Annotated in this window: 18 protein-coding genes and 5 pseudogenes; 9 read left to right on the top strand and 14 right to left on the bottom strand. The window is 68.0% G+C overall.

Annotated features, from left to right (window positions below; all coding sequences use genetic code 11):
• Window positions 1-86: 86 nt before the first annotated feature.
• Entirely contained in the window at window positions 87-2,234 is a 2,148-nt protein-coding gene (locus GAS53_RS32150) for an MMPL family transporter (RefSeq protein ID WP_151481244.1), read from the top strand.
• A 204-nt stretch (window positions 2,235-2,438) separates the two neighbouring features.
• Here GAS53_RS32150 and GAS53_RS32155 read toward each other — a convergent pair whose 3' ends face one another.
• The 3 genes and pseudogenes from GAS53_RS32155 to GAS53_RS32165 all read right to left on the bottom strand — a co-directional run.
• Window positions 2,439-3,890 carry a sensor histidine kinase gene (locus tag GAS53_RS32155; RefSeq protein WP_151481245.1) on the bottom strand — a complete coding sequence of 484 codons (1,452 nt, stop codon included), beginning with the start codon at window positions 3,888-3,890 and terminating at the stop codon, window positions 2,439-2,441.
• The gene (locus tag GAS53_RS32160) at window positions 3,887-4,570 is read right to left on the bottom strand and encodes a response regulator transcription factor (RefSeq protein ID WP_151481246.1); all 684 of its coding nucleotides are present in this window, start codon (window positions 4,568-4,570) and stop codon (window positions 3,887-3,889) included. The genes GAS53_RS32155 and GAS53_RS32160 overlap by 4 nt, the downstream gene beginning before the upstream one ends.
• 127 nt (window positions 4,571-4,697) lie before the next feature.
• Window positions 4,698-4,997: pseudogene (locus tag GAS53_RS32165) on the bottom strand (transposase); the annotation flags it as partial.
• 258 nt (window positions 4,998-5,255) lie between these two features.
• On the opposite strand from GAS53_RS32165, the pseudogene GAS53_RS32170 reads away from it, so the two are divergent.
• The 3 genes and pseudogenes from GAS53_RS32170 to GAS53_RS32175 form a co-directional block, all read left to right on the top strand.
• A pseudogene (locus GAS53_RS32170) lies at window positions 5,256-5,667 on the top strand (IS110 family transposase); the annotation flags it as partial.
• A gap of 5 nt (window positions 5,668-5,672) precedes the next feature.
• A complete protein-coding gene (locus GAS53_RS58490) occupies window positions 5,673-5,885 on the top strand; it encodes an aromatic-ring hydroxylase C-terminal domain-containing protein (protein WP_404829346.1) in 213 nt (70 codons plus the stop codon).
• 136 nt (window positions 5,886-6,021) lie between these two features.
• Window positions 6,022-7,149 carry an amidohydrolase family protein gene (locus GAS53_RS32175; protein ID WP_192583368.1) on the top strand — a complete coding sequence of 376 codons (1,128 nt, stop codon included), beginning with the start codon at window positions 6,022-6,024 and terminating at the stop codon, window positions 7,147-7,149.
• 700 nt (window positions 7,150-7,849) lie between these two features.
• Here the strand turns inward: GAS53_RS32175 and GAS53_RS32180 are convergent.
• The 7 genes from GAS53_RS32180 to GAS53_RS58085 are packed head-to-tail and all read right to left on the bottom strand — an operon-like array spanning window position 7,850 to window position 11,711.
• A complete protein-coding gene (locus GAS53_RS32180) occupies window positions 7,850-9,358 on the bottom strand; it encodes a site-specific integrase (protein WP_151481247.1) in 1,509 nt (502 codons plus the stop codon).
• Window positions 9,303-10,190 carry a hypothetical protein gene (locus GAS53_RS32185; RefSeq protein ID WP_151481248.1) on the bottom strand — a complete coding sequence of 296 codons (888 nt, stop codon included), beginning with the start codon at window positions 10,188-10,190 and terminating at the stop codon, window positions 9,303-9,305. Before GAS53_RS32185 ends, GAS53_RS32180 begins: the two co-directional genes overlap by 56 nt.
• A 2-nt stretch (window positions 10,191-10,192) precedes the next feature.
• Complete coding sequence (locus tag GAS53_RS32190) at window positions 10,193-10,543, bottom strand: helix-turn-helix domain-containing protein (protein WP_151481249.1); 351 nt, start codon at window positions 10,541-10,543, stop codon at window positions 10,193-10,195.
• 4 nt (window positions 10,544-10,547) lie between these two features.
• Window positions 10,548-10,673, bottom strand: a complete 126-nt coding sequence (locus GAS53_RS58070) for a hypothetical protein (protein WP_318723274.1) — start codon at window positions 10,671-10,673, stop codon at window positions 10,548-10,550.
• A 9-nt stretch (window positions 10,674-10,682) separates the two neighbouring features.
• The gene (locus tag GAS53_RS58075) at window positions 10,683-10,880 is read right to left on the bottom strand and encodes a hypothetical protein (RefSeq protein ID WP_318723275.1); all 198 of its coding nucleotides are present in this window, start codon (window positions 10,878-10,880) and stop codon (window positions 10,683-10,685) included.
• 13 nt (window positions 10,881-10,893) lie between these two features.
• On the bottom strand, window positions 10,894-11,142 hold the full coding sequence (locus GAS53_RS58080; RefSeq protein WP_318723276.1) for a site-specific integrase: 249 nt from the start codon (window positions 11,140-11,142) through the stop codon (window positions 10,894-10,896).
• Window positions 11,121-11,711, bottom strand: a complete 591-nt coding sequence (locus tag GAS53_RS58085; RefSeq protein WP_318723277.1) for a hypothetical protein — start codon at window positions 11,709-11,711, stop codon at window positions 11,121-11,123. Before GAS53_RS58085 ends, GAS53_RS58080 begins: the two co-directional genes overlap by 22 nt.
• Window positions 11,712-11,856: 145 nt before the next feature.
• Between GAS53_RS58085 and GAS53_RS32200 the strand changes: the two genes are divergently transcribed.
• Window positions 11,857-12,183: a DNA polymerase thumb domain-containing protein gene (locus GAS53_RS32200; protein ID WP_151481250.1), complete on the top strand. Its 327-nt coding sequence runs from the start codon at window positions 11,857-11,859 to the stop codon at window positions 12,181-12,183.
• A 159-nt stretch (window positions 12,184-12,342) separates the two neighbouring features.
• On the opposite strand, the gene GAS53_RS32210 is transcribed toward GAS53_RS32200, so the two are convergent.
• Entirely contained in the window at window positions 12,343-12,759 is a 417-nt protein-coding gene (locus tag GAS53_RS32210; protein WP_151481251.1) for a nuclear transport factor 2 family protein, read from the bottom strand.
• A gap of 107 nt (window positions 12,760-12,866) precedes the next feature.
• A complete protein-coding gene (locus GAS53_RS58495; protein ID WP_151481252.1) occupies window positions 12,867-13,319 on the bottom strand; it encodes a peptidoglycan-binding domain-containing protein in 453 nt (150 codons plus the stop codon).
• Between the two features lie 349 nt (window positions 13,320-13,668).
• Between GAS53_RS58495 and GAS53_RS32220 the strand changes: the two are divergent.
• Window positions 13,669-14,220 (top strand): annotated as a pseudogene (locus GAS53_RS32220) (IS5 family transposase); the annotation flags it as partial.
• Window positions 14,221-14,285: 65 nt separating this feature from the next.
• Here the strand turns inward: GAS53_RS32220 and GAS53_RS32225 are convergent.
• On the bottom strand, window positions 14,286-15,119 hold the full coding sequence (locus GAS53_RS32225) for an enoyl-CoA hydratase/isomerase family protein (protein WP_151481253.1): 834 nt from the start codon (window positions 15,117-15,119) through the stop codon (window positions 14,286-14,288).
• Between the two features lie 106 nt (window positions 15,120-15,225).
• Between GAS53_RS32225 and GAS53_RS32230 the strand changes: the two genes are divergently transcribed.
• Window positions 15,226-15,618 (top strand): winged helix-turn-helix transcriptional regulator, encoded by a 393-nt coding sequence (locus tag GAS53_RS32230; RefSeq protein ID WP_151481254.1) that lies wholly within the window; start codon window positions 15,226-15,228, stop codon window positions 15,616-15,618.
• Window positions 15,619-15,646: 28 nt separating this feature from the next.
• Window positions 15,647-15,973, top strand: coding sequence for a hypothetical protein (locus GAS53_RS55415; protein ID WP_225859218.1), 327 nt, complete (start codon window positions 15,647-15,649; stop codon window positions 15,971-15,973).
• Between the two features lie 43 nt (window positions 15,974-16,016).
• Here GAS53_RS55415 and GAS53_RS32240 read toward each other — a convergent pair.
• A pseudogene (locus GAS53_RS32240) lies at window positions 16,017-16,547 on the bottom strand (SDR family NAD(P)-dependent oxidoreductase); the annotation flags it as partial.
• A 421-nt stretch (window positions 16,548-16,968) separates the two neighbouring features.
• Between GAS53_RS32240 and GAS53_RS32245 the strand changes: the two are divergent.
• Window positions 16,969-20,177 (top strand): annotated as a pseudogene (locus GAS53_RS32245) (alpha-L-rhamnosidase).
• The last annotated feature ends 86 nt before the right edge of the window (window positions 20,178-20,263 follow it).

A 20,263-nucleotide genomic window follows, 5' to 3' on the forward strand; every position in this document is an offset into this window, starting at 1 on the left:
GCACCGTACTAACAGTCGTCTCAGGTTCGCTCGGTAGGAAGTAGGCATCCAGATAAGCGATGCAACCCGTATGTAGGAGGCTAGTGATGGCAGTCAACGCAGCGCCGTCCGGGGAAGCGCCGGCCGGTCGGTTGGCAGGCCGGTGGGTGCCATGGTTGGTGATTGGCTTGTGGCTGGTGCTGGCGGCGGGCATGGTGCCGCTGAGCGGAAAGTTGAGCTCGGTCACCACCGACAGCGCCGTAGACACCCTGCCGGCCAGTGCCGAGTCCACCAAGGTGGCGGTGCTGGACGACAGTCTCCCCGGCGGTGACAACAACACGTTCGTCTTCGTGTACCACCGCGCCGACGGCATGACCGACGCCGACCGCGCGACGGTCGAGCGCCACTACAACACCCTTGCCAAGCGGTACCCGCCGAAGGCGACGGCGGCGGCCGGCGAGGACGACGAGGGCTCACCGACGAGCCCCTCCACCGACCGCAAGGCGATGATGTTCACCCTCGAGGTGAGCACGGCCTACGGCGCACCGGAGGACATCGTCGGCCCGTTACGTGACGCCGCGAAGGACCGCCCCTCCGGCCTGGAACTCGACGTGACCGGCCCGGGCGCGATCGACGGCGACATGGATGCCGTCTTCGACGGCATCGACGTGCAGGTCCTCCTCACCACCATCGTCGTCGTCACGCTCCTGCTCATCCTCACCTACCGCAGCCCGGTGTTGTGGATCATCCCGCTGGTGGCCGTTGGCGCGGCCGCACTGACCTCGATGGGGACCGTCTACCTGCTCGTCAAGGGCTTCGGCATCGTGGTCAACGACCAGAACTCGGCGCTGCTGACGATCCTGGTATTCGGCGTCGGCACGGACTACGCGCTGTTGCTCATCGCTCGATATCGGGAGGCACTGCACCACCATGAGAACGTCCGGGTCGCGATGGTCCACGCGCTACGCGGCGCGGCGCCGGCCATCGTCGCGTCCGCGGCCACCGTGGTCGCCGGCCTGCTCTGCCTGCTCGTCGCGGACCTGAACAGCACCAGCGGGTTGGGCCCGATCGGTGCGGCCGGCATCCTGTGCGCGCTGGTGGCCATGCTGACGCTGTTCCCGGCGGTGCTCGTGGTGCTCGGCAGGCGGATCTTCTGGCCGGCCATCCCGCGGTTCAGCACGGCCGTGGAGGAGAAGCCGGGGCTGTGGGGACGGCTCGGCACCGCCATCAGCCGCCGCCGGTGGGTAGCGACGCTCGGCTCGCTCGGAGTCCTCGGCGGGCTCGCCCTCGGGCTGGCGGGCAACACCGGCGCCCTGCGGGAGCAGGACCAGTTCCTGTCCGCGCCGGAGTCGGTCACCGGCTTCACCGTTCTCCGCCAGCACTTCCCGGAGCTCGGCGGCCAGCCGATGACGATCTTCACGCGGCCGGCGCACCAGGAGCGGGTGCTCGACATCGTCAAGGACACTCGCGGTGTGGCCCTGGCCATCCCGGAGCAGACCAGCGGTGGCTGGGCCAACATCTCTTTGTTCCCGAAGGACGCGCCGGACACCGTCGCAGAGTACGACACGATCAAGCGGGTGCGCACCGCCGTGCACGCGGTGAGCGGGGCGGAGGCGATCGTCGGCGGGCCGAGTGCGGAGAACCTCGACACCGAGGTGACCACCAAGCGCGACGAGAAGCTAGTGATCCCGCTGGTGCTCGTCGTCGTCCTGATCGTCCTCGGGCTGCTGCTGCGCGCGATCCTGGCCCCGCTGGTCCTGATGGCCACCGTGATCGTCTCATTCGCCGCAGCCTTCGGCGGCAGCGTGTTCGTCTTCGACACGATCCTCGGGTTCAAGGGGATCGACTATTCGGTGCCGCTGCTGGCATTCCTGTTCCTGGTGGCTCTCGGCGTCGACTACAACATCTTCCTGGCCAGCCGGGCCCGGGAGGAGACCGTGCGTCTCGGCACCAGAGAGGGCGTGCTCAAAGCCCTCTCGGCCACCGGTGGCGTCATCACCTCGGCAGGCCTGGTCCTGGCGGCCACGTTCGCGGTCCTCGCCACACTTCCGCTGGTGATGCTGATCGAGGTCGGGTTCCTGGTCGCCTTCGGCGTGCTGCTCGACGCCCTGCTGGTGCGGTCGGTCCTGGTGCCCGCCCTCACCTTGCTGATCGGCCGGCGGATCTGGTGGCCGAGCCGGCTGTCCCGTCCAGCGGCGGAGCTGCCGGACGGCCAACAGCCGCTCGCCGACGAGGAGCCCGCGCTGCAACGGTGAGCGCGGCGGCACGGACGAGATCCGGGACGGGGACCCAGGCCCGTCCCGGATTTTTTTCATGGGCCCGACAGTCGCCGCCCTTTGGTCCTGCGCCGTGCGGCCGGGGCTGGGGTCGGCGCACCGTGTCCTGCCCCGACGGTGAGCCGCGCGGGGCCATGCCCGAGGGCCGCCGTCCCTTGTCCTGCGCCGCGCCGCCGGGGCGGGTCAGCGCACCGCGGTGTCCTCCCCGGCGGTGAGCCGCACGATCGGGGCGGGCGGGGCCGCGGCCGGAAGGCCGACCCGAAGCAGCGCACCACCGCGTGCGGAGCGGGCGACGGTGGCCCGGCCGCCGTGGGCGTCGACGACCCGCTGCACGATCGACAGCCCCAGACCGGATCCCGGCAACGCCCGGGCGCTGTCGGCACGGTAGAACCGGTCGAACACCCGCGGTACGTCGGCGGCGTCGATGCCCGGCCCGGCGTCGTCGACCTCGAGCACCACCGACGCGCCCTCGGCACGGAGCCGGACCTGGACCGGCTGGTCCGCGGGGGACCACTTGCCGGCGTTGTCGATGAGGTTGAGCACCGCCCGCTCGAGCGCAGCGGGACGCCCGCTCACCCACACAGAGGTCACGTCGAGCGCGACCTCGATGTCGGGCACGCGGGAACCCGCCCGGGTCGCGGCGGCCACCACCACGTCGGCGAGGTCGAGCACCTCAGTGCTCTCGTCGCTGACGTCACCGCGCGCCAGGTCGGAAAGCTCGGCGACAAGGGTGCTCAACTCGGCCACCTGGGCGCCGAGATCGTTGAGCAGCCGGGTCCGGCTCTCCGCCGGCAGTGCGCTGTCCAGGGTGCCGCGCCGATCGAGCCGGATCAGCAGCTCGACGTTGAGGCGCAGGCTGGTGAGCGGGGTCTTGAGCTCGTGGGCGGCGTCCTCGGCGAGCAGCCGCTGGGCCCGCCGGGAGTCCCGGAGCGCGGCGAGCATGTCGTTGATCGACTGGATCAGCCGCCGGATCTCCCCACCGCCCTCATCCGGGATGTCGGCGTCGAGATCCCGGGTGTGCGCGACACGTACCGCGGCGGCGGTCAGCCGGTCGATCGGTGCCAGCCCGGTCCGCGCCACGGTCCGCCCGACAAGGGCGCCGCCGACCACGCAGAGCAACCCGATCAGCAGCATGCCGAACCCGAACCGGTTGATCGGGCCGTCGTCGACGACGCGGGCCACCTGGACCGCGCCGTCGCCCGCCCGCAGCGTGTAGATGACGTAGCCGTCCTCGTCGCTGTCGTTCGACTCCATCAGGTCGGCCGACGCGCCCTGCGCCACGCGCCCGGCGTCCTCGCTGACCGGGGGCAGCGCGGGTTGGCCGGCCGGCGTCCGGATCGAGCCGTCGGGCAGGATGACCCGCACCAGCCGACCGGATCCGGGATACGGCGGTAGCTGGACCTGCGCCAGACCGGCGCGCTCCGCGTTCGTCGCCAGGACGCGGGAGTCGGCGCGCAGCTGATTCTCGGCGGTGTCCCGCAGCTCCCAGTCCAGTAGCTCGCTGGCCACCTGGAAGGCCACGAACACGCTGACCGCGATGGCCGTCGCCGCGATCACCGTCAGCCTGGCCCGCAGGGACCGCCGGCGCCACCATCGGGTCAGCCGGCGCGGTTCCCGGCCGGCGGGCCTGCTCACGGAGGAGTCTCCCGCAACGTGTATCCCAGGCCGCGCAGCGTGTAGATCAATCGCGGCTCACCCTCGGCCTCCATCTTGCGGCGCAGGTAGCTCACGTATACCTGGAGGTTGTTGGCGGTGGAGCTCATGCCGAAGCCCCAGATCGCCTCGAACAGCGCGTCGCGGGTCACGACCCGGGTCGCGTTGCTCACGAGGACCTGCAGGAGGGAGAACTCGGTCCGGGTCAGGCGCAGCGGCCGCGCGCCCCGCCACGCCTCGAACCTGTCGGGATCGAGCCGGACGTCGGCGAACGACAGGATCTGCGACTCCTCGTCGGTCGGCGTGCGTCGGCGCAGCAGGGCCCGCACCCGGGCCAGTAACTCCTCGGTGGCGAACGGCTTGGGCAGGTAGTCGTCGGCGCCCGCGTCCAGCCCCGCGACCCGGTCGGAGACCTGGTCACGGGCGGTCAGCATCAGCACCGGCAGATCCCGGCCCGCGGCCCGCAACCGCCGGCAGGTCTCCAACCCGCCGAGGCGGGGCATCATCACGTCGAGGAGCAGCAGATCCGGCGCGTCGCCACCGACCCCGTCGAGCACGGCGAAACCGTTGGCGACGGTGCTGGTGTCGTAACCCTCGACCTGGAGCACCCGCTCCAGCGACTCACGGATGGCCGCCTCGTCATCCGCGATCATGATCCGCACGCCGGCCCGCCCCCCTCCAGTCGATGCTTTTGCCGCTCATTATCCCCGATCAACCTGAGGCCAGGATTAGAGCGTCGCCGCTGTGGTGCCCGCGGGCCGTGCTCTTACGGATGCCTAAGATCGTGTCCTACGTGGTGAGGCGGACGAGGCGCTTGTAGCAGCAGAGGGCGGCGGCAAGTCCGAGAAATGCCAGGTAGTTGCGGGGCTGGCGCTCGTAGCGGGGACTGAGTCTGCGGTAACCGGACAGCCATGACATCGTGCGCTCGATCACCCACCTCCGACGCCCTAATCGCTCGCTGGATTCGATGCCTTTCCGGGCGATGCGAACTCCGATACGTTTCCATCGGAGCCATCTGCGCAGGTCGGCGCGGTCGTAGGCTTTGTCTGCGTGTAGGCGCTGGGGCTTGAAGTACCGGCCGCGGTGAGGGGTCGTGTCTCCTTACATTGTTCCTGGGGCTGATTCCGGTCACTCGTAGGATCGGAAGGCCCAGGGATGCTGGGTGTGACTGCGTGTCTCCAGCCCAGTGGTGGCTTCAAACGATTGGCCGCCCGCCATCCCGCGACGACCCGGCCACTCATTGGGATGCGCGGCAAAGATCGCTTGGTAAGGACACGCTGGCGAGGTCGTCCTGCGACAGACAGAGGAACGACTTCGGAGGCGGCCGTGCCCCAACTGTGGGCTGGTATGGATGCAGGCAAGGCCGAGCACCACTGCGTGCTGCTCGGTGCTGACGGCACGCGGGAGCTGTCGCAGCGTGTGGTCAACGACGAGAATGCATTGCTCAAACTGATCAGCGATGTGCTGGAGTTGAGCGTCGGTGAGCCGGTGACGTGGGCGATCGACCTCAACGCCGGCGGGGCTGCCCTGATGATCGCGCTGCTGACCGACCACGGGCAAAAGGTCCTCTACATCCCCGGCCGCACCGTCCATCACGCCTCCGGATCCTACCGGGGCGATGGGAAGACGGACGCGAAGGATGCCTTCGTCATTGCGGATCAGGCGCGCATGCGATGTGACCTTCAGCCGGTTCACCGCGGCGACGACATTGCGGTCGACGCGGTTTCTCACCTCGCGTCGCCTGCACCTGGCTGCGGACTCCTGCTGGACCTCGTCGACCGCGCGGAGGTCCGCGACGCCGCGGCCGCGTGGACCGGACGTGTCAACTCCGTCATCGCCCGCACGGACCGGGTGGACGTCGACGCCTTGCTGATCCGGCCCGACGGCTGTGTCGCCTGGGCCTTGCCCACCGGGCAGGACCTCGACGCCACCACGCTGGTGCGTGCGCTGGGCACCTGGTTCGGCCAACCGGCCTGAGCGGCCGTATTAACGTTCGTCTCAGGTTCGCTTGGTAGGAAGTAGGCATCCGGATAAGCGAGGTAACCCGTCGTGTCTTGCAGACGGATGCCGCACGGATACCGCACCACACAAACGCCTGAAGAGAGGGACTGACATGAAGCCCATGGGACGCCGCGGCTTTCTCACCGCCAGCACGGCACTTGGCATTGGTGCCGGCTTGTCCACGCACGCCATTGTCTCGGAAGCGAGCGAGAACGAGACTTCGGACAAGACTTCGGACATTTCACGGCGGGACCAGGACCTGCCCTTCATCGGCACGGAGGAGACCTTTTCGACTCCCACGTTGTTGAAGCTGAACTCCATCAATCAGGATCACGTAGCGTTCCTTGAGGAAATTGGTCTTTCGGATCTAGGCCAACGCCGCATCGGCGATATGGATGCGGGGGGACTCAACGTTCAAATCCTCTCTGCTCATACACCCTCCGTACAAAATGTCCCTGGGCAAAGGGGCATCGACCTTGCCTATCGTCTTAACCGGCAACTTGTAGACGGGCCAATCGCCAAATATCCGGGCCGCTTCAAGGCTTTCGCCACCTTGCCCTTGCAGAGCCCGGAGGCGGCGGCGGACGAACTGGAACGCTCGGTTCGGGAAGATGGCTTCTTGGGCGCACTGACCAACGGACACATCGCGAAGAAGTATCTCGATCATCCCGATTTCGAGCCTGTGCTGGCACGTGCCGTTGCTCTCGATGTGCCGATCTACCTGCATCCCGGCTATCCAGCTGACGAGGTCTTCAAGATCTACTACAGCACCACACGGTCTAAATACACGGAAGAGTACCAAGACTACATTTTCAGTGGGTCTGGATATGGCTGGCACCAGGAGGTGCTGACCCAATGCATTCGGATGATCGCGTACGGGGTTTTCGACAGATTCCCCAAACTGAAAATCATCATCGGCCACATGGGCGAAGGTCTTCCCTTCTACTACGAGCGGATCGTCAATGACATGGGCGAGCCGACCAAAGACTCGCTCGAGAAGCCCATCGGGCAATACTTCCAGGACAACTTCTGGGTCACAACCAGCGCATTCCCCCAGACCGAACTGCTCGATCTCCTGCTGAAGTACATAAGCGTGGATCGAGTGATGTTCGCAACCGACTACCCGTTCGCGGACATAAAGGAGCAGACCGACTGGTTCCGCGGAGTCGATTTGCCACGCGAAGCCAAGGAAAAAATTGCGTTCCGAAATGCGGAAAAACTGTTCGGAATTAAAGCCTGACACGTCCCGACGGGCAGAATGATGCCCGTGAAGTGACGCGCCAGCGTCGGCAGAAGTGGAGAATGCTTTGGCTGTAAGGCGAGAGTACAGCCAAAGCATGCGATGCGCGGCTGCCGCATCACGCGGTCTTCATACAACGGCGGATCGCATGCTCTTCTAGAGAGATCGAAGTGTCGCGCTAGTTCGCTGTAGGCAAGCAAGACGAGCGTAGTAGCGACTCTCTTGAGATCCTCAGCGCGCTGACCCGCCTTGTGATTAACGGCGCGGTTCGCAAGGGTCTGCTGCGGGGCCCGGGAACAGCAGAGACAAGGTGTGCTCCTGAGGTCGTGCGGCCCGGGACGCGCGGGAGGGGAACACGGACCCGCGCACAGCGGGCCGTTCGGAGTCCCGCCCCCGGATCCGCGTGCACGGACCGGGCTCGAAGACGCGGACTGAGTCTGCGGCGGACACCTGCCACCTTGCCGTGCGGATGGCACCCGTTGCCGGTTCTGCCGGGCCTGTCGGACGGCGAACAGGAAGATCGCCCGCTCGGCCGGTGGTACGGGGCGCACCGGAGCGCGCCCTGCGCCGAGCACCTGACAGCAGAGTCGTTGCGAGGTCGCTGATCACCGGACCGTCCGCGATCACGGACAACTAGCTGAGCCGCCAAGGGACGTGCGGTCGGCGGGCAGCTCGGGCGCTGTTGGTGAGGGCGGGTGGGTCATTCCGAGATGGGATCGGGGCGTGTGCCCGAGGGGTGGGCCGCTCGGAGGTATTTCATGGCCGTGATAGGGGACAGTCCGAAGAGCCGGATGAGATGAAGTGGATCCCGGGTGTGTTTCGCTTCGTCGAGGATGCGGTCCACGCGCAGGCGGGTGATCTGCAGGCCGAGACGGCGCAGAGTCTTGGTGATGGCCTGTGGGTTGACCTGGGGGTGGGAGTCGTCCGTGGCGGTCCGTGCGGTGACCAGGAGGTGGGGGCTGGTGGTGGTAGGCCATCTCCGGTGACGTTCGGTCAGCCAGCGGGTGAGGAGGCGGAAGGTGACGTCGTCCAGGTAGACGGTGTGGTGGAGCCGTCCGGGGCGACGGACGGTGAGGCGGCCCTGGCTGCGGTCCACATCGTCGAGCAGCAGTCCGCGCTGGTCGTGGGTGCTCAGGGCGTGGACGGCGGCCAGCACGAAGCTGAGCTGGTTGCGCGTCCCGGGAAGCTGGTCGAGGACGCCGTGGAGGTGATCGTCGAGCAGTGGGACGGGCAGCTTCCGGCTGCCGGACAGCACGATGGAGCGGGTGGGATCCCTGAAGATCAGCTTCTCGCGTTTGAGCGCGCGAAAGAGCGAACGCAGCGGCGTGGCAAGGGCCTTGGCCTCCTCGCCCTTCAACGCCTTCAGTGCCTCCCGGACGTGCTCACCCGTTACGGCGCGCAGATCGCCGATGCCGGCCTCGTACCAGGCGCGAAGACACGGCGAGACGCGGCGTACGTAGGCGCAGACCGTCGTCGGGGCCAGCGGCACGCTGGGCCGGGAGGCCTGGCCGGAGAGGACATCGATCCACCGGTGGACCGCGGCGCGGAACGGCTGCGGGGCTGTGTCGGCGAGGCGGCGGGCGCGGGCCGAGGCGGCATCGGAGCGGCGGTCAGGGAGGAGCCGGCCCGTCACCCGCAGGTAGTTGACGACCCGGGCGCCGTTGAAGTCGTGGCGGCGGGCGAGGAGGCGGACGTCCTCTTCCCGCAGGGGTGCTTCGGCGCCCAGGTGGGCGACCAGGACCCGCAGGGTGCGGATGCTCGTACTGAGGGCCCGCCGCCTCCAGCCGCGCTCGCGGATGTGGGCGACGAAGCCGTCCAGGACCTCCTGGGCCGAGGGAGTCAGCGCCGGAAGACGCCGGTCGTCGACACGGGACCAGTCGCGCGCGAGAGGGAACAGGTCCAACTGGCCGGGCAGCGCGAGATGCGGGGAGACGAGGCGGGCGGCGCGCGAAGTCTGGATGGCAGCGCGGCGTTTGGCCTGCAGACGGCGCCAGCCGTAGAGGCCGTCCGGCTCGCCGGCCCGGTCGTGGTCGACCCGCAGGTGGGGTGCGAACGGTCCGCCGAACCATAGCTGGTCGCCACCGGCCAGAGCGACGCCGTCGAGGTCGTACTGGGTCTCGGAGAGGAAGAGGACGCACCGGCGGCAGTGGTCGTCACGCAGTGGCAGAACGCGCCCGCAGCGATGACACGGCCTGGGAGAGCGGTCCATGCCCCAGCTGAGACAGAGTGCGCAGCGCTGTTCCCGCTCGTTCGTCCATGCCAGGCACTCCCGGCAACTGCCGGGCCCCCGCGACATCCAGGACGGTACGAGCCGCGGCCGCCAGCAGGCCGGCCCGGTCCAGGGCTTCGAGCAGCGTGGGACGCATCTGCGGCAGGTCCACCAGCGCCTCGGGCCGCACCAGATCTTCGTCCGGCGGCCGTGAGGCGAGCGCGAGCCGGGCGCAGTCACCGGTGTGGAACATCCAGGTCTCGCCCACCCCGCGCTCGGCGGCCATCTCCTGAAGGACTGCCAGAAGGGGCGGCAGACCCGCGATGTGTCGTCGGCCGCGGAGCCGGCGCCCGTGCTCGCGCGTGAAGGACCGCGGCCACGGCGCGAACAGTCCCAGCTGCCCGGGGACTTCCTCGACACAGACCCACGGATCATCCAGAGGGGCCGGCACCCGGGCGCGCACCCGCCGAGGTACACGCTCACGGACCCGCCGCCCCGTACGGCTGTGGCGGAGCGGGAAGCTGGACAGCCGTACGCCGTCGATGTGCAGAGCCAGTTGGAGCGGCCGTCCGGACGGGAGTGCGCGCCCCTCGAGCTCGGCGCGCATCCATTCATCATCCTCGCTCAGGCGCAGGGCGATGCGGCAGCCCCGGCAGGTGCCGTCCGCGCCCACGACCGCCGGCCAGCCGCACCGGCGGCAGACGTCGTTGTGAAGCCGTCCCTGCGCGACCCGGTAGCGGCCGTCCCGGCATCCGGGGCACAGGCCGCGGGCGGTGACCGGTCCCCAGGCCGCGCACAGGGCGCACGACGCCGACAATTTCGGGCGCTGCATGGTCAGTTGGGTGGCAGCGGGCGGCGCTGGCCGACCGCGCCGCCCGTCTGCTTCGGTACGGGACGGCTGCCGCTGCCTGCGCGTGGATGTTCACCGACGGCCTGGGGCCGGTCCCCTTCCTCGGTCTGCTCGACCGCGACCGGCTCCGCCGTCATCAGGTCCGCGACCGTGCAGTTGAGGGCGGCACAGATCATGTCGAGATCATCGAGCCGTACGGTCACCGGCTTGCTCGACCACAGCGCGCACACCTTGCTCAGCGAGGGTGTGAACCCGACCTGCTCGAACGCGGTCTTCAGATCACTGGGCCGCCAGATGTCCCGCTTCGCCGCCACCCAGCGCAGATTCCACTTCACGGCCTCACACCTCCCCGCTCAGCCGGCGTACGGCGCGCCGGGACGACTCCAGACTCGCGCGCTCCGGATCCCCCTTCGCCGTCGCCAGATAGCCCACCGTGGTGGTCGGCCACTCGTGCCCCAGAAGCACCTGAACATCTCAAAGCGGCATTCCGTCCTCATAGTTGTGGGTCGCGCACGCGTGGCGCAGCAGATGCGGGAAGAGCACGGTCACCGTGCCCTTCAGGTGCGCGAGCGAGGCCCGGCGCAGCGAACGGCGGAAGGTGTCGGCACACATCGCCGGCGCGATCGGCAGGTCCGCTCCCAGCGCGGTCGGCAGCCGCTCGGACGGGAACAACGGGGCATACGGATCAAGACAGTTGTCCGGGAACAGGCCCCGGACGTTCTCGACGTACCACCACAGCAGCGCGCCCCTCGGCGAACATGAACGCCTCCCGCTCGCGCGGCCCGGACCCGCGGGCTCCCTTGCCCCGGACCAGGAAGCGGCCCCACTGGCCGCTGTCCCAGTGCAGGTCCCCGAGCCGGACCAGGCACAGCTCGGTGGCGCGCGCCCCGGAGAGGTAGGCCGTCTTCGCCATCACGTAGTTGCGGACGGCCACCGGATACTTGCGCGCCGTCTCCAGCTCCTGGCGCCAGGAGCCGAAGAACGCCTTCGTCTCGGCCCGCGACGGAGGAATCCGCAGCCCGAAATCCCCCGGTGGCGCGGCCGGTTGAAGGCGTCGACCGGCGACTCGACCGCCGCGCCGAACCTGCGCAGGATCTCGCCGGCGTACCGCTGTTCCAGGAACGCGAAGTACTGGTCGATACTCGTGATCTTCTTGCGGACCGTGGAATGGGCGCGCTTGCCGGGCCCGGCAAAGTACTGGTCCAGCATCCGCGACGACAGCTCCCACGGCAGAACACCGTGGAAGCTGCAGATCTCGATCACCGGCTGCACCAGCTGGTTCAGCGTCGTCGCCGCGAGCCCGGCAACATCACGGGCCCAGCAGTACTCGGCGAGAGTGTCCTGGTAGAGCGCCTCCTCGGCCTCGCGGGACGAGGGATGGAAACCACGACGTTGCAGCGTGAGGACGTCCGCCAGGCCCTCTTCCTGCCCCGCGGTCCCGCTCGGCTCGCCGCGTCCACTGATCAGCGTGAAGCGACCGATATCGGAATCCACCACGGACATGCAAATTACGGAACTGACTCCTGAAATTTGCGAGTTACTGGCACATCTTCACCCATTCGAGTGGCCGACGAGCAGGCGCAGTCAGCTAGGGTGAACAGCTCGAACACCCACAGATCGTCCACCGACGAACCCGTCGACACTCCACTTGGATGCTCGCCGCGATGGCCTGCGCCCCACCCCGCCCGGGCAGCGCACCGTCATCGACGACTCCCCCGAGGCGATCGCCGCCTTCCTGCACCCTCGCCCGGTCCAGGAGCTGCCCGGCCTGGGCGCGAAAATCGCCGCGACGCTCGGCGAGTACGGCCTGCACACCGTCGGCGACGTCGCCGATGTCCCCCAGCTCACGCTGCAACGGCTCCTCAGTGCCCGAGCCGCCCGCGCCCTCCACGAGCATGCCCAGGGCCGCGCCACCACTATCGTCGACTCCGCCCCGGCGCCGATGACCATCAGCACCGAGCACCGCGTCGCATGAGGTTGGCGCCGCCTCAGCGGTGGGTGACAGTCAGCCGCTGATGTCGAAGACGATGCCTTTCTCGATCTGGCGAAACCGCCATCCCGACGACCGGCGCCTACGCGCCGTCGTCGACAGGGCGAACGTTGCCTGATACGGCACGGGGGGGACTCGTGGATCTCAGTCCGGGGCTGCCGCCGTGATGTGGCTCAGCACGCACAGCCAGCGGCCGTTCCGGTTCACGAACACATCGGTCGTCCACTCATCGGCGTCGAAGCGTTGGCCCTTGTAGTGGGCCGTGTTCGTCACCCGCCCCGTGGATACCGCGGTATCGCCGTACACCCGGATCCTCGGCTGGCTGACGCTGGTCATTGCCGAGTGGGTCAACTCCCCGGACTCGACGAGCGAGAGAAACTGCTCCTTGGCGGAGATGCCTGACTCGGAGACGATGACCCACTCATCGGCCATGAAGCCACCGATCAGGGTGGCGTCGTTGGAGACGATGGCATCCGCCCAGTCCTTCGCGAGGGCGATGAGCCGTGTGTGGACAGGGTCGCCCTCGGGGCCCTTCCGGGGTGTGCCAGCGATGTCGCCCATCGTTCGAATCTAGTAGGGAATGCCGGCTGCCACTGTCTGCCACGCCGACGACCGGCGCCAACGCTCCGTGGTCGACAGGGCGAACGTTGCCTGATACGGCACTATCTTCATGCACAACGGACCTTGGCACCCGTTTCGATGCTGTACCGGCCCCAGAGGATTGCGTTGCGTGTCACGGGACCGTACTCGCCGTCCTGGCTCACGCCGGCTCTGCCCTGCGCGTATTGGAGTGCCTCCTTGGTAGCGGGCCCGAACTCCCCGTCAATCGCGATGTTCCTGCCATAACAGTGCCGCAATGCCTTCTGCAGGGAGGTGACACCCGCACCGGTGCTTCCCTGGGCCATGACGCACGTTGTGTTGGTGTTACTGGTTGACGGCCTGGTGGTCCAGGTGGTGTCCGCACTCTGCGTCCAGGCGGACGAGGTGCACCACGGGTATGCCGCAGCTGCAGCAGAGGGCGCGGCAGCGACGGCCCCTCCCAGCGAAGCAGCCAACAGCCCTGAAGCAACAAGTGATGTGGCGCCCTTACGCGTGCGCAGGAACATACTCAGCCCTCTCATCGATCCGCAATCTTCCGGCCAGGTCGGCCAGTGTCAGCCCCGTACGACGGGCACGGTAGCCCGGCCCGGTCGCTGGGTGTGCCGGTCGTTTGCCCCACAAGGAACGGCCACCGCGCACACCGGAATACGGGCAAGGCGGCGGTCGAGACCGCCTCTGGTTTTACAGCCGCGACCTTATTGAACTCGACTGCCGCTACCGCTGGGACCACGAGAAGCCGCCCTACCGGTCCGTCAGATCCGTGGCTCCCAGCGAAGGCGCGGAGCACCGCGGAGTGCGGAGGGCTGGGTGTTGGGGTGTTGGGGCGTTGGGGTGTTGGGGTGTTGGTTCGACAACTTTTCGACGGCATCGCGCCTGGTGCGTGAGGCTGAAGGCCGGGATGCCGAGCCGAGCGCCTGCGTGCTGGACGCCCAGAGCGTCAAGACCTCCGCCAACATGCCCGCGGCCGGCCAAGGCATCGATGCAGGCAAGAAGATTGCAGGTCGCAAGCGCCACCTCGGTGTCGACACACTCGGCCTGCCGCTGGCCGTGTGGGTGACCGCGGCGAGTGTCTCCGACAACGTCGGCGGCATCCACCTGCTCTCCCGGATCGCCACCGCGAACCCCCGCGTGACCAAGGCGTGGGCCGACACCGGCTATCGAACGAAGACCATCGACCACGGCGCCCGCCTGGGCATCGACGTGGAAGTCGTCCAACGCGACCCCGGCGTCAAGGGATTCAAGGTGATCCCTCGACGTTGGGTTGTCGAACGAACCCTTGGCTGGCTGATGCATCACCGCCGCCTAGCCCGCGACTACGAGAGGCACGCACACCGCTCCGAAGCCATAATCCACATCGAGATGATCGACCTCATAAGCCGCAGACTCACCACCGAATCCACCCCGAACTGGCGCGACACCTGAACTGCCAGATGCCCCGGCGCGTTTTCGGGCCGGGGGCCATCGGTGTGCAGATGGACGTCCGACAATCAGTGCGCGACGCTGCGCATCAGTCCCTCGAGATCGCGTTCGCCGACCGGTGTCTGTGCCCCGTCCTGCAGGCCCCCGCTGATCAGCTGCTGAGCGGCCGGCAGACCGAACGTAGCAGTCCAGGCCTCGTTCTCACGCAGGAGTCCTTCCCTGAAGTCATCGGCGGGCAGCGAGCGCTTGGCTGCTTCGATGACACCGTCGGGCAGCGCGGCGATATTGCGAGCGACACGGTCGACGTACTCGTCGAGTTCGTCGGCGGGCAGGGCCCGGTTGATCCAGCCGTAGGAGGCTGCGGTCTCGGCATCGAACAGGTCGGCGGTGAGGACCACCTCCAGTGCGCGGTTGCGACCCACACGGTCCCGGAGGTACTGCGTTCCGCCTCCGCCGGGGATGATGCCCATGAGCGCTTCGATCTGACCGAGTCCGGCGGTCTCGACGGCGGCGAATGCCATGTCCGCTGCGGCTACGAATTCCGCCCCGCCCCCGCGGGCCTTCCCGGCCAGCTTGACGATGGTTACCTGGGGCTGGTGGCGGATGAGCTCGCCGACAGCCTGGAACACGTTGACGTCCGCCGGCGCCGACGCGGCGAGCTCCTGGAGGACGTCCATCTTCTCCCCGATCCGCATGTCCACGTGAGCGAGGAAGAACTCCGGGTCGGCGCTCGAGAAGACGATCACCCGGACCGATGAATCGTCCGCGAGCGTGGTCAGCACGGTGCGGAGCTCGCGCATCATCGTCGCGCCGATCACGTTCACCGGGGGATTGTCGAGGATGATCCGTGTGACGCCGTGTTCGCTGCTCACGCGCAGGGTGAGGTAGGCATCGTTCGCCATGAAGGTCTCCCTAGGTTGTCAAAAGGTATGTAAGTTTGCGATGCATACCTACCGTCGGCGGCGCCGCTCGGATCGTCAAGAACGCACTTTGGGAGAACCAAGGATCATGAAGGACACCGATCTGCACGGTGTTGACACCGACACACGTACCGTTTTCCGGGCGGACTGCCCCAGCCGGCCAATCCTCGACCAGATCGCGGACAAGTGGTCGATGATGGTCATGGCGCTGCTTGAGCGGCCTACCCGGTTCAATGAACTGAAGCGCGGTCTGGAGGGTGTGACGCAGCGCGTCCTTACCCAGACGCTGCGTCGCCTCGAGCGGAACGGCATGATTCAGCGCAAAGTACTGCCGACCTCACCAGTCGGCGTCGAATACTCCCTCACACCGCTGGGCGAGTCCCTGCGCGAGCCGTTCGGGCATCTCTACGACTGGACCGTCGAGCACAGCAAAGAGATCCAGAACTACCAGCGGGCGTACGACAGCAGGGCTGGCGGTTAACCGCCTGTTCGATGGTGTCGATGTGTAGGTGGAGCGCAGTGACATGGACGAGCAGGGCTCAGCTGGCCCGCACCGGCGCGTACTGATCAAGGCGCCGGTTCTGCCGCATCTTCACGATCCACGACGCCAGCAGTTGCTCCATCTCCTGGAGGGTCCAGACCGCGTCCCCTTCCGGGTCGGCGCCGCGGTCCGCGACGTCAACGCCCCGGTAGCCCAGAAGGAGTTCCAGCAGCAGGGACTGGATCCCGGCGAGGCGCGTTCGCAGGCGGCGTTGTCGCTCGGCCGCATCAGGCGGGCGGGCAGCAGAGCGATCCCCAGCGTCCGGGCGACTCGGACCATGTGGTGGTTCTTGTAGACGCTCCCGTGATCGCTGGTCACCGTCTCGGGCGCGAAGAACGGCCGCCTGGCCACCGGGTGGCCTGCGAACTCGGCGGTGCCGTGCTGCCCACGGCGCGCAGGCGGCGGTCAAGTTCGAAGCCGAAGAACATCTGCGCCAGTTTCGACCGCGCGTAGGTGCGCTTGGGCCGGTAGTCGCGGGCGCTCTGGAGGTCCTCGAGGTCCAGCCGCGCGGACTTTCCCACGAAGCTTCCGCTGGTGACTATGCGGCCGGCCGGCACGGCCGACAGCAGGGGCGCGAGCCAGCCGGTCAACGCAAAGTGCCCCAGATGGTTGATGCCGAACATCCACTCGTGGCCGTCGTTGGTCTCCCGCCGGTGCGGTTCGTCGAGCAGGACCCCGGCGTTGAAGACGACCGCGTCCGGGCGATCCGCCTTCCGGCTGCCGAGCACCAGCGTTGCGCCGGTGCCAGCAAGCTGCTCGGCGACGAAGTAGCCGATGCCCGAATTGCCGCCGGTGACCAAGAGAAACTTCCCGTCGGCCCGCGGAAGCCGGTGTACCTCCCATGACCGGGACCGGACGGTGGGCGACATGGCAGGCTCCATGCACCCCGGGCGGTGCGGTGGTGGCGGCCCGTACGTTGATGGCCGACGCCCCTCCAGCCCCAAGATCCCGGCGGCCATCGACAGATCGCCGACAGATCACCGTCCACCGCCGACAGGCAACCGACACGGTGTAACCCCGCCCTCCGACGCGATCGTTGCCGACGAGCCAGACCGAGTGGTCCCGGCGCAAGCCAATTCCTGGGCTGCCGCGAGGATTTCGAGATGCCGATTGAAACCGTTCAATCCCCTCGCTTCCACTCGAGCGCCGACTCCGCGCGAAGTGATCGCACAGTAAGGCCTGTTACGAAACCGGCTGCACAACGATTGACCCTCACCTCACTCAGCTCTACGTTACCCATACCTCTCCCCTTGAATCGATTCATCAATTCTGCGTGAGTGAGGAGTCGTTGTGATCAGTAGGAGGAACATTCTCGCGGGCGCGGCCGCCACAGTCGCGGCAGCGACCGTCGACGCGGTACCGGCTACGGCCGCGCCGGCATCCGGACAGGTCCAGGCGCAGACGCAGCGAGGCAACCTGCGCGTCACGGCACCGACCGTGGAATACGTCCGGCACCCCTTGGGTCTCGATGCGCAACGCCCCCGGCTGAGCTGGCCGTTGGCGGCTGACAAGCCGGGCATGCGCCAGAGCGCCTATCAGATCCGCGTTGCCACCACCCCCTCGGGCCTGTCCCACCCGGACGTCTGGGACAGCGGGAAGGTCACGTCCGGCGAGTCCGTCCTCGTGCCGTACGGGGGTCCTGGACTCAAGGCCCGGACCCGCTACTTCTGGTCCGTGCGCGTGTGGGACGCCGACGGTCGAGTCTGCGACTGGAGCGCGCCCTCGTGGTGGGAGACCGGCCTCATGGATGCCGGGCAGTGGACGGCCGACTGGATCTCGGCTCCGGCGAGCCTCACGGACGCGCCGTCCTTGGAGGGCAGTTCCTGGATCTGGTTCCCCGAGGGTGATCCGGCCGGCAGCGTTCCGGCCGCCACCCGCTGGTTCCGTCGCACCGCGGACTTACTCGACGGGATCACGGCGGCGACGCTCGCCATCACCGTGGACAACGTGTACGCCGTCTCCGTGAACGGGGTCGAGGTGGCCCGTACCGACCTCGACACGGACAACGAAAACTGGCGCCGCCCGGCGGTGATCGACGTACTGGACTGGATACGCGCCGGCGAGAACGTCCTCGCCGTCTCGGCCGCCAACGCGACCCAGGGTCCGGCGGGAGTCATCGCTGTCCTCACGGTCCGTACCGCCTCCGGCGAGGAGAAGACGGTCACCGACGCCTCCTGGAAGGCGACGGACAAGGAGCCTCCCGTCGGCTGGCGCGGGCTCGGCTTCGACGACGGGGACTGGCCGGCGGCGAAGGTGGCGGCCGTGTGGGGCGGTGGGCCGTGGGGAAGGGTCGTCCCTGTGTCGTACGCCGTCACCCAGCTGCGCCACGAATTCCGGCTGCCGCGCAAGAAGGTGTCACGCGCGCGCCTGTACGCCACGGCACTCGGACTGTACGAGGCCCATCTCAACGGCAGCCGGGTGGGCCGTGACCAACTCGCTCCCGGCTGGACCGACTACCGCACACGCGTCCAGTACCAGACGTACGACGTCACCACGTTCCTGCGGCCCGGCGCCAACGCCATCGGGGCATACCTGGCATCCGGCTGGTACGCGGGCAACGTAGGCATGTTCGGGCCCAGACAGTACGGCGAACACCCAGCGCTGCTGGCGGAGTTGGAGGTGGAGTACGCGGACGGGACGAGCGAGCGCATCACGTCGGGCACCGACTGGCGGGCGCCTCCGGGCCGATCGTCGCCGCCGATCTCCTGAGCGGTGAGACGTACGACGCGCGCAAAGAGAACCCCGGCTGGACCTCACCCGGCTTCGACGACGGGAGCTGGCTCGACGTACGCGGCCTCGGCGACGTCGGTCCCGACCTGATCGTCGCGCAGGTGGACGGCCCCGTACGCGTGGCCGAGGAGCTGACACCGAAGAAGGTCACCGAACCCAAGCCAGGCATCTTCGTGTTCGACCTGGGACAGAACATGGTCGGCTCGGTACGCCTGCGGGTGTCGGGCGACGCGGGAACGACCGTCCGACTCAGACACGCCGAGGTACTCAACCCCGACGGCACCGTCTACACCGCGAACCTGCGGAGCGCGGCGGCGACCGACACGTACACCCTCAAGGGCCACGGAGAGGAAACCTACGAGCCTCGCTTCACCTTCCACGGTTTTCGTTATGTGGAGGTGACCGGGTTCCCCGGCACTCCCCCGGCGAAAGCCGTCACCGGCCGCGTCATGCACACGTCCGCCCCGTTCACCTTCGACTTCGAGACCGACGTACCGATGCTCAACCAGCTGCACCGCAACATCACGTGGGGGCAGCGCGGCAACTTCCTCTCCGTTCCGACGGACACGCCCGCGCGCGACGAGCGGCTCGGCTGGACGGGAGACATCAACGTCTTCGCGCCCACGGCCGCGTTCACGATGGAATCGGCCCGTTTCCTGTCCAAGTGGCTCGTCGACCTTCGGGACTCCCAGACCACGGCGGGCGCGTTCACGGACGTGGCGCCGGTGGTCGGCACGCTCGGCAACGGCGTCGCCGGCTGGGGCGACGCGGGCGTCACGGTCCCCTGGGCTCTCTACCAGGCATACGGTGACCGCCAAGTCCTTCAGGACGCCTGGCCGTCCGTCCAGGCCTGGCTGAAGTACCTGGAGAAGAACAGCGACCGTCTGCTGCGCCCGGCGCAGGGATACGGCGACTGGCTGAACGTCAACGACGAGACCCCCAAGGACGTCATCGCCACCGCGTACTTCGCGCACAGCACCGACCTCGCGGCCCGGATGGCCGAAGAACTCGGCAAGGACCCTGCCCCCTACCTCGATCTCTTCGGACGAGTACGGGAGGCGTTCCGGAACGCATACGTCAACTCCGACGGCAGGGTCAAGGGCGATACACAGACGGCCTATGTCCTCGCGCTGTCAATGAACCTGCTGCCGGACGCGTTGCGGAAGGCCGCGGCCGACCGGCTGGTCGCTCTGGTCGAGGCAAGGGACTGGCACCTGTCGACAGGCTTCCTCGGCACGCCCCGGCTGCTGCCCGTCCTGACCGACACCGGGCACACCGACGTCGCCTACCGCCTGCTGCTGCAGCGCTCTTTCCCCAGCTGGGGTTACCAGATCGACCGGGGCTCCACCACGATGTGGGAACGCTGGGACTCCATCCGACCGGACGGCAGTTTCCAGGACACGGCCATGAATTCCTTCAACCACTACGCCTACGGCTCGGTGGGCGAGTGGATGTACACGAACATCGCCGGCATCTCGGCGGGTCGGCCCGGCTACCGCGAGATCGTCATCCGCCCCCGCCCGGGCGGAGCCGTCACCTCCGCCCGCGCCACCTTCACCTCGGTCTACGGCCCTGTCTCCACACGATGGCGGCAGAAGGCCGGCCGCATCACCTTGACCTGCACGGTGCCGCCCAACACGACCGCCGAGGTGTGGCTCCCCGCACCCATTCCGGAGGCGGTCACCCACACTCACGGGAGATTCCTGCGCCAGGAGGACGGCTGCGCGGTCTACCAGGTCGGCTCCGGCACACATCACTTCGCCGCATGACGATCCTCCGGGCCCACGGGCGGGCACAGCACACGTGTGTCCGCTCTACCTGTGAAGTCCCTGGGGCTTGCTTGAGCCGTGGGGGG

The organism is Streptomyces albicerus, assembly GCF_008905045.1.
Classification (GTDB): Bacteria; Actinomycetota; Actinomycetes; order Streptomycetales; family Streptomycetaceae; genus Streptomyces; species Streptomyces albicerus.

Coding starts and splice junctions, on each gene's coding strand:
- GAS53_RS32185 (WP_151481248.1), bottom strand. CDS start 10,190: ATGCAGCGCCCGAAATTGTCGGCGTCGTGCGCCCTGTGCGCGGCCTGG.
- GAS53_RS32210 (WP_151481251.1), bottom strand. CDS start 12,759: ATGGGCGACATCGCTGGCACACCCCGGAAGGGCCCCGAGGGCGACCCT.
- GAS53_RS32230 (WP_151481254.1), top strand. CDS start 15,226: ATGAAGGACACCGATCTGCACGGTGTTGACACCGACACACGTACCGTT.
- GAS53_RS58085 (WP_318723277.1), bottom strand. CDS start 11,711: ATGTCCGTGGTGGATTCCGATATCGGTCGCTTCACGCTGATCAGTGGA.
- GAS53_RS32180 (WP_151481247.1), bottom strand. CDS start 9,358: ATGGACCGCTCTCCCAGGCCGTGTCATCGCTGCGGGCGCGTTCTGCCA.
- GAS53_RS32175 (WP_192583368.1), top strand. CDS start 6,022: ATGAAGCCCATGGGACGCCGCGGCTTTCTCACCGCCAGCACGGCACTT.
- GAS53_RS32150 (WP_151481244.1), top strand. CDS start 87: ATGGCAGTCAACGCAGCGCCGTCCGGGGAAGCGCCGGCCGGTCGGTTG.
- GAS53_RS58495 (WP_151481252.1), bottom strand. CDS start 13,319: ATGAGAGGGCTGAGTATGTTCCTGCGCACGCGTAAGGGCGCCACATCA.
- GAS53_RS32225 (WP_151481253.1), bottom strand. CDS start 15,119: ATGGCGAACGATGCCTACCTCACCCTGCGCGTGAGCAGCGAACACGGC.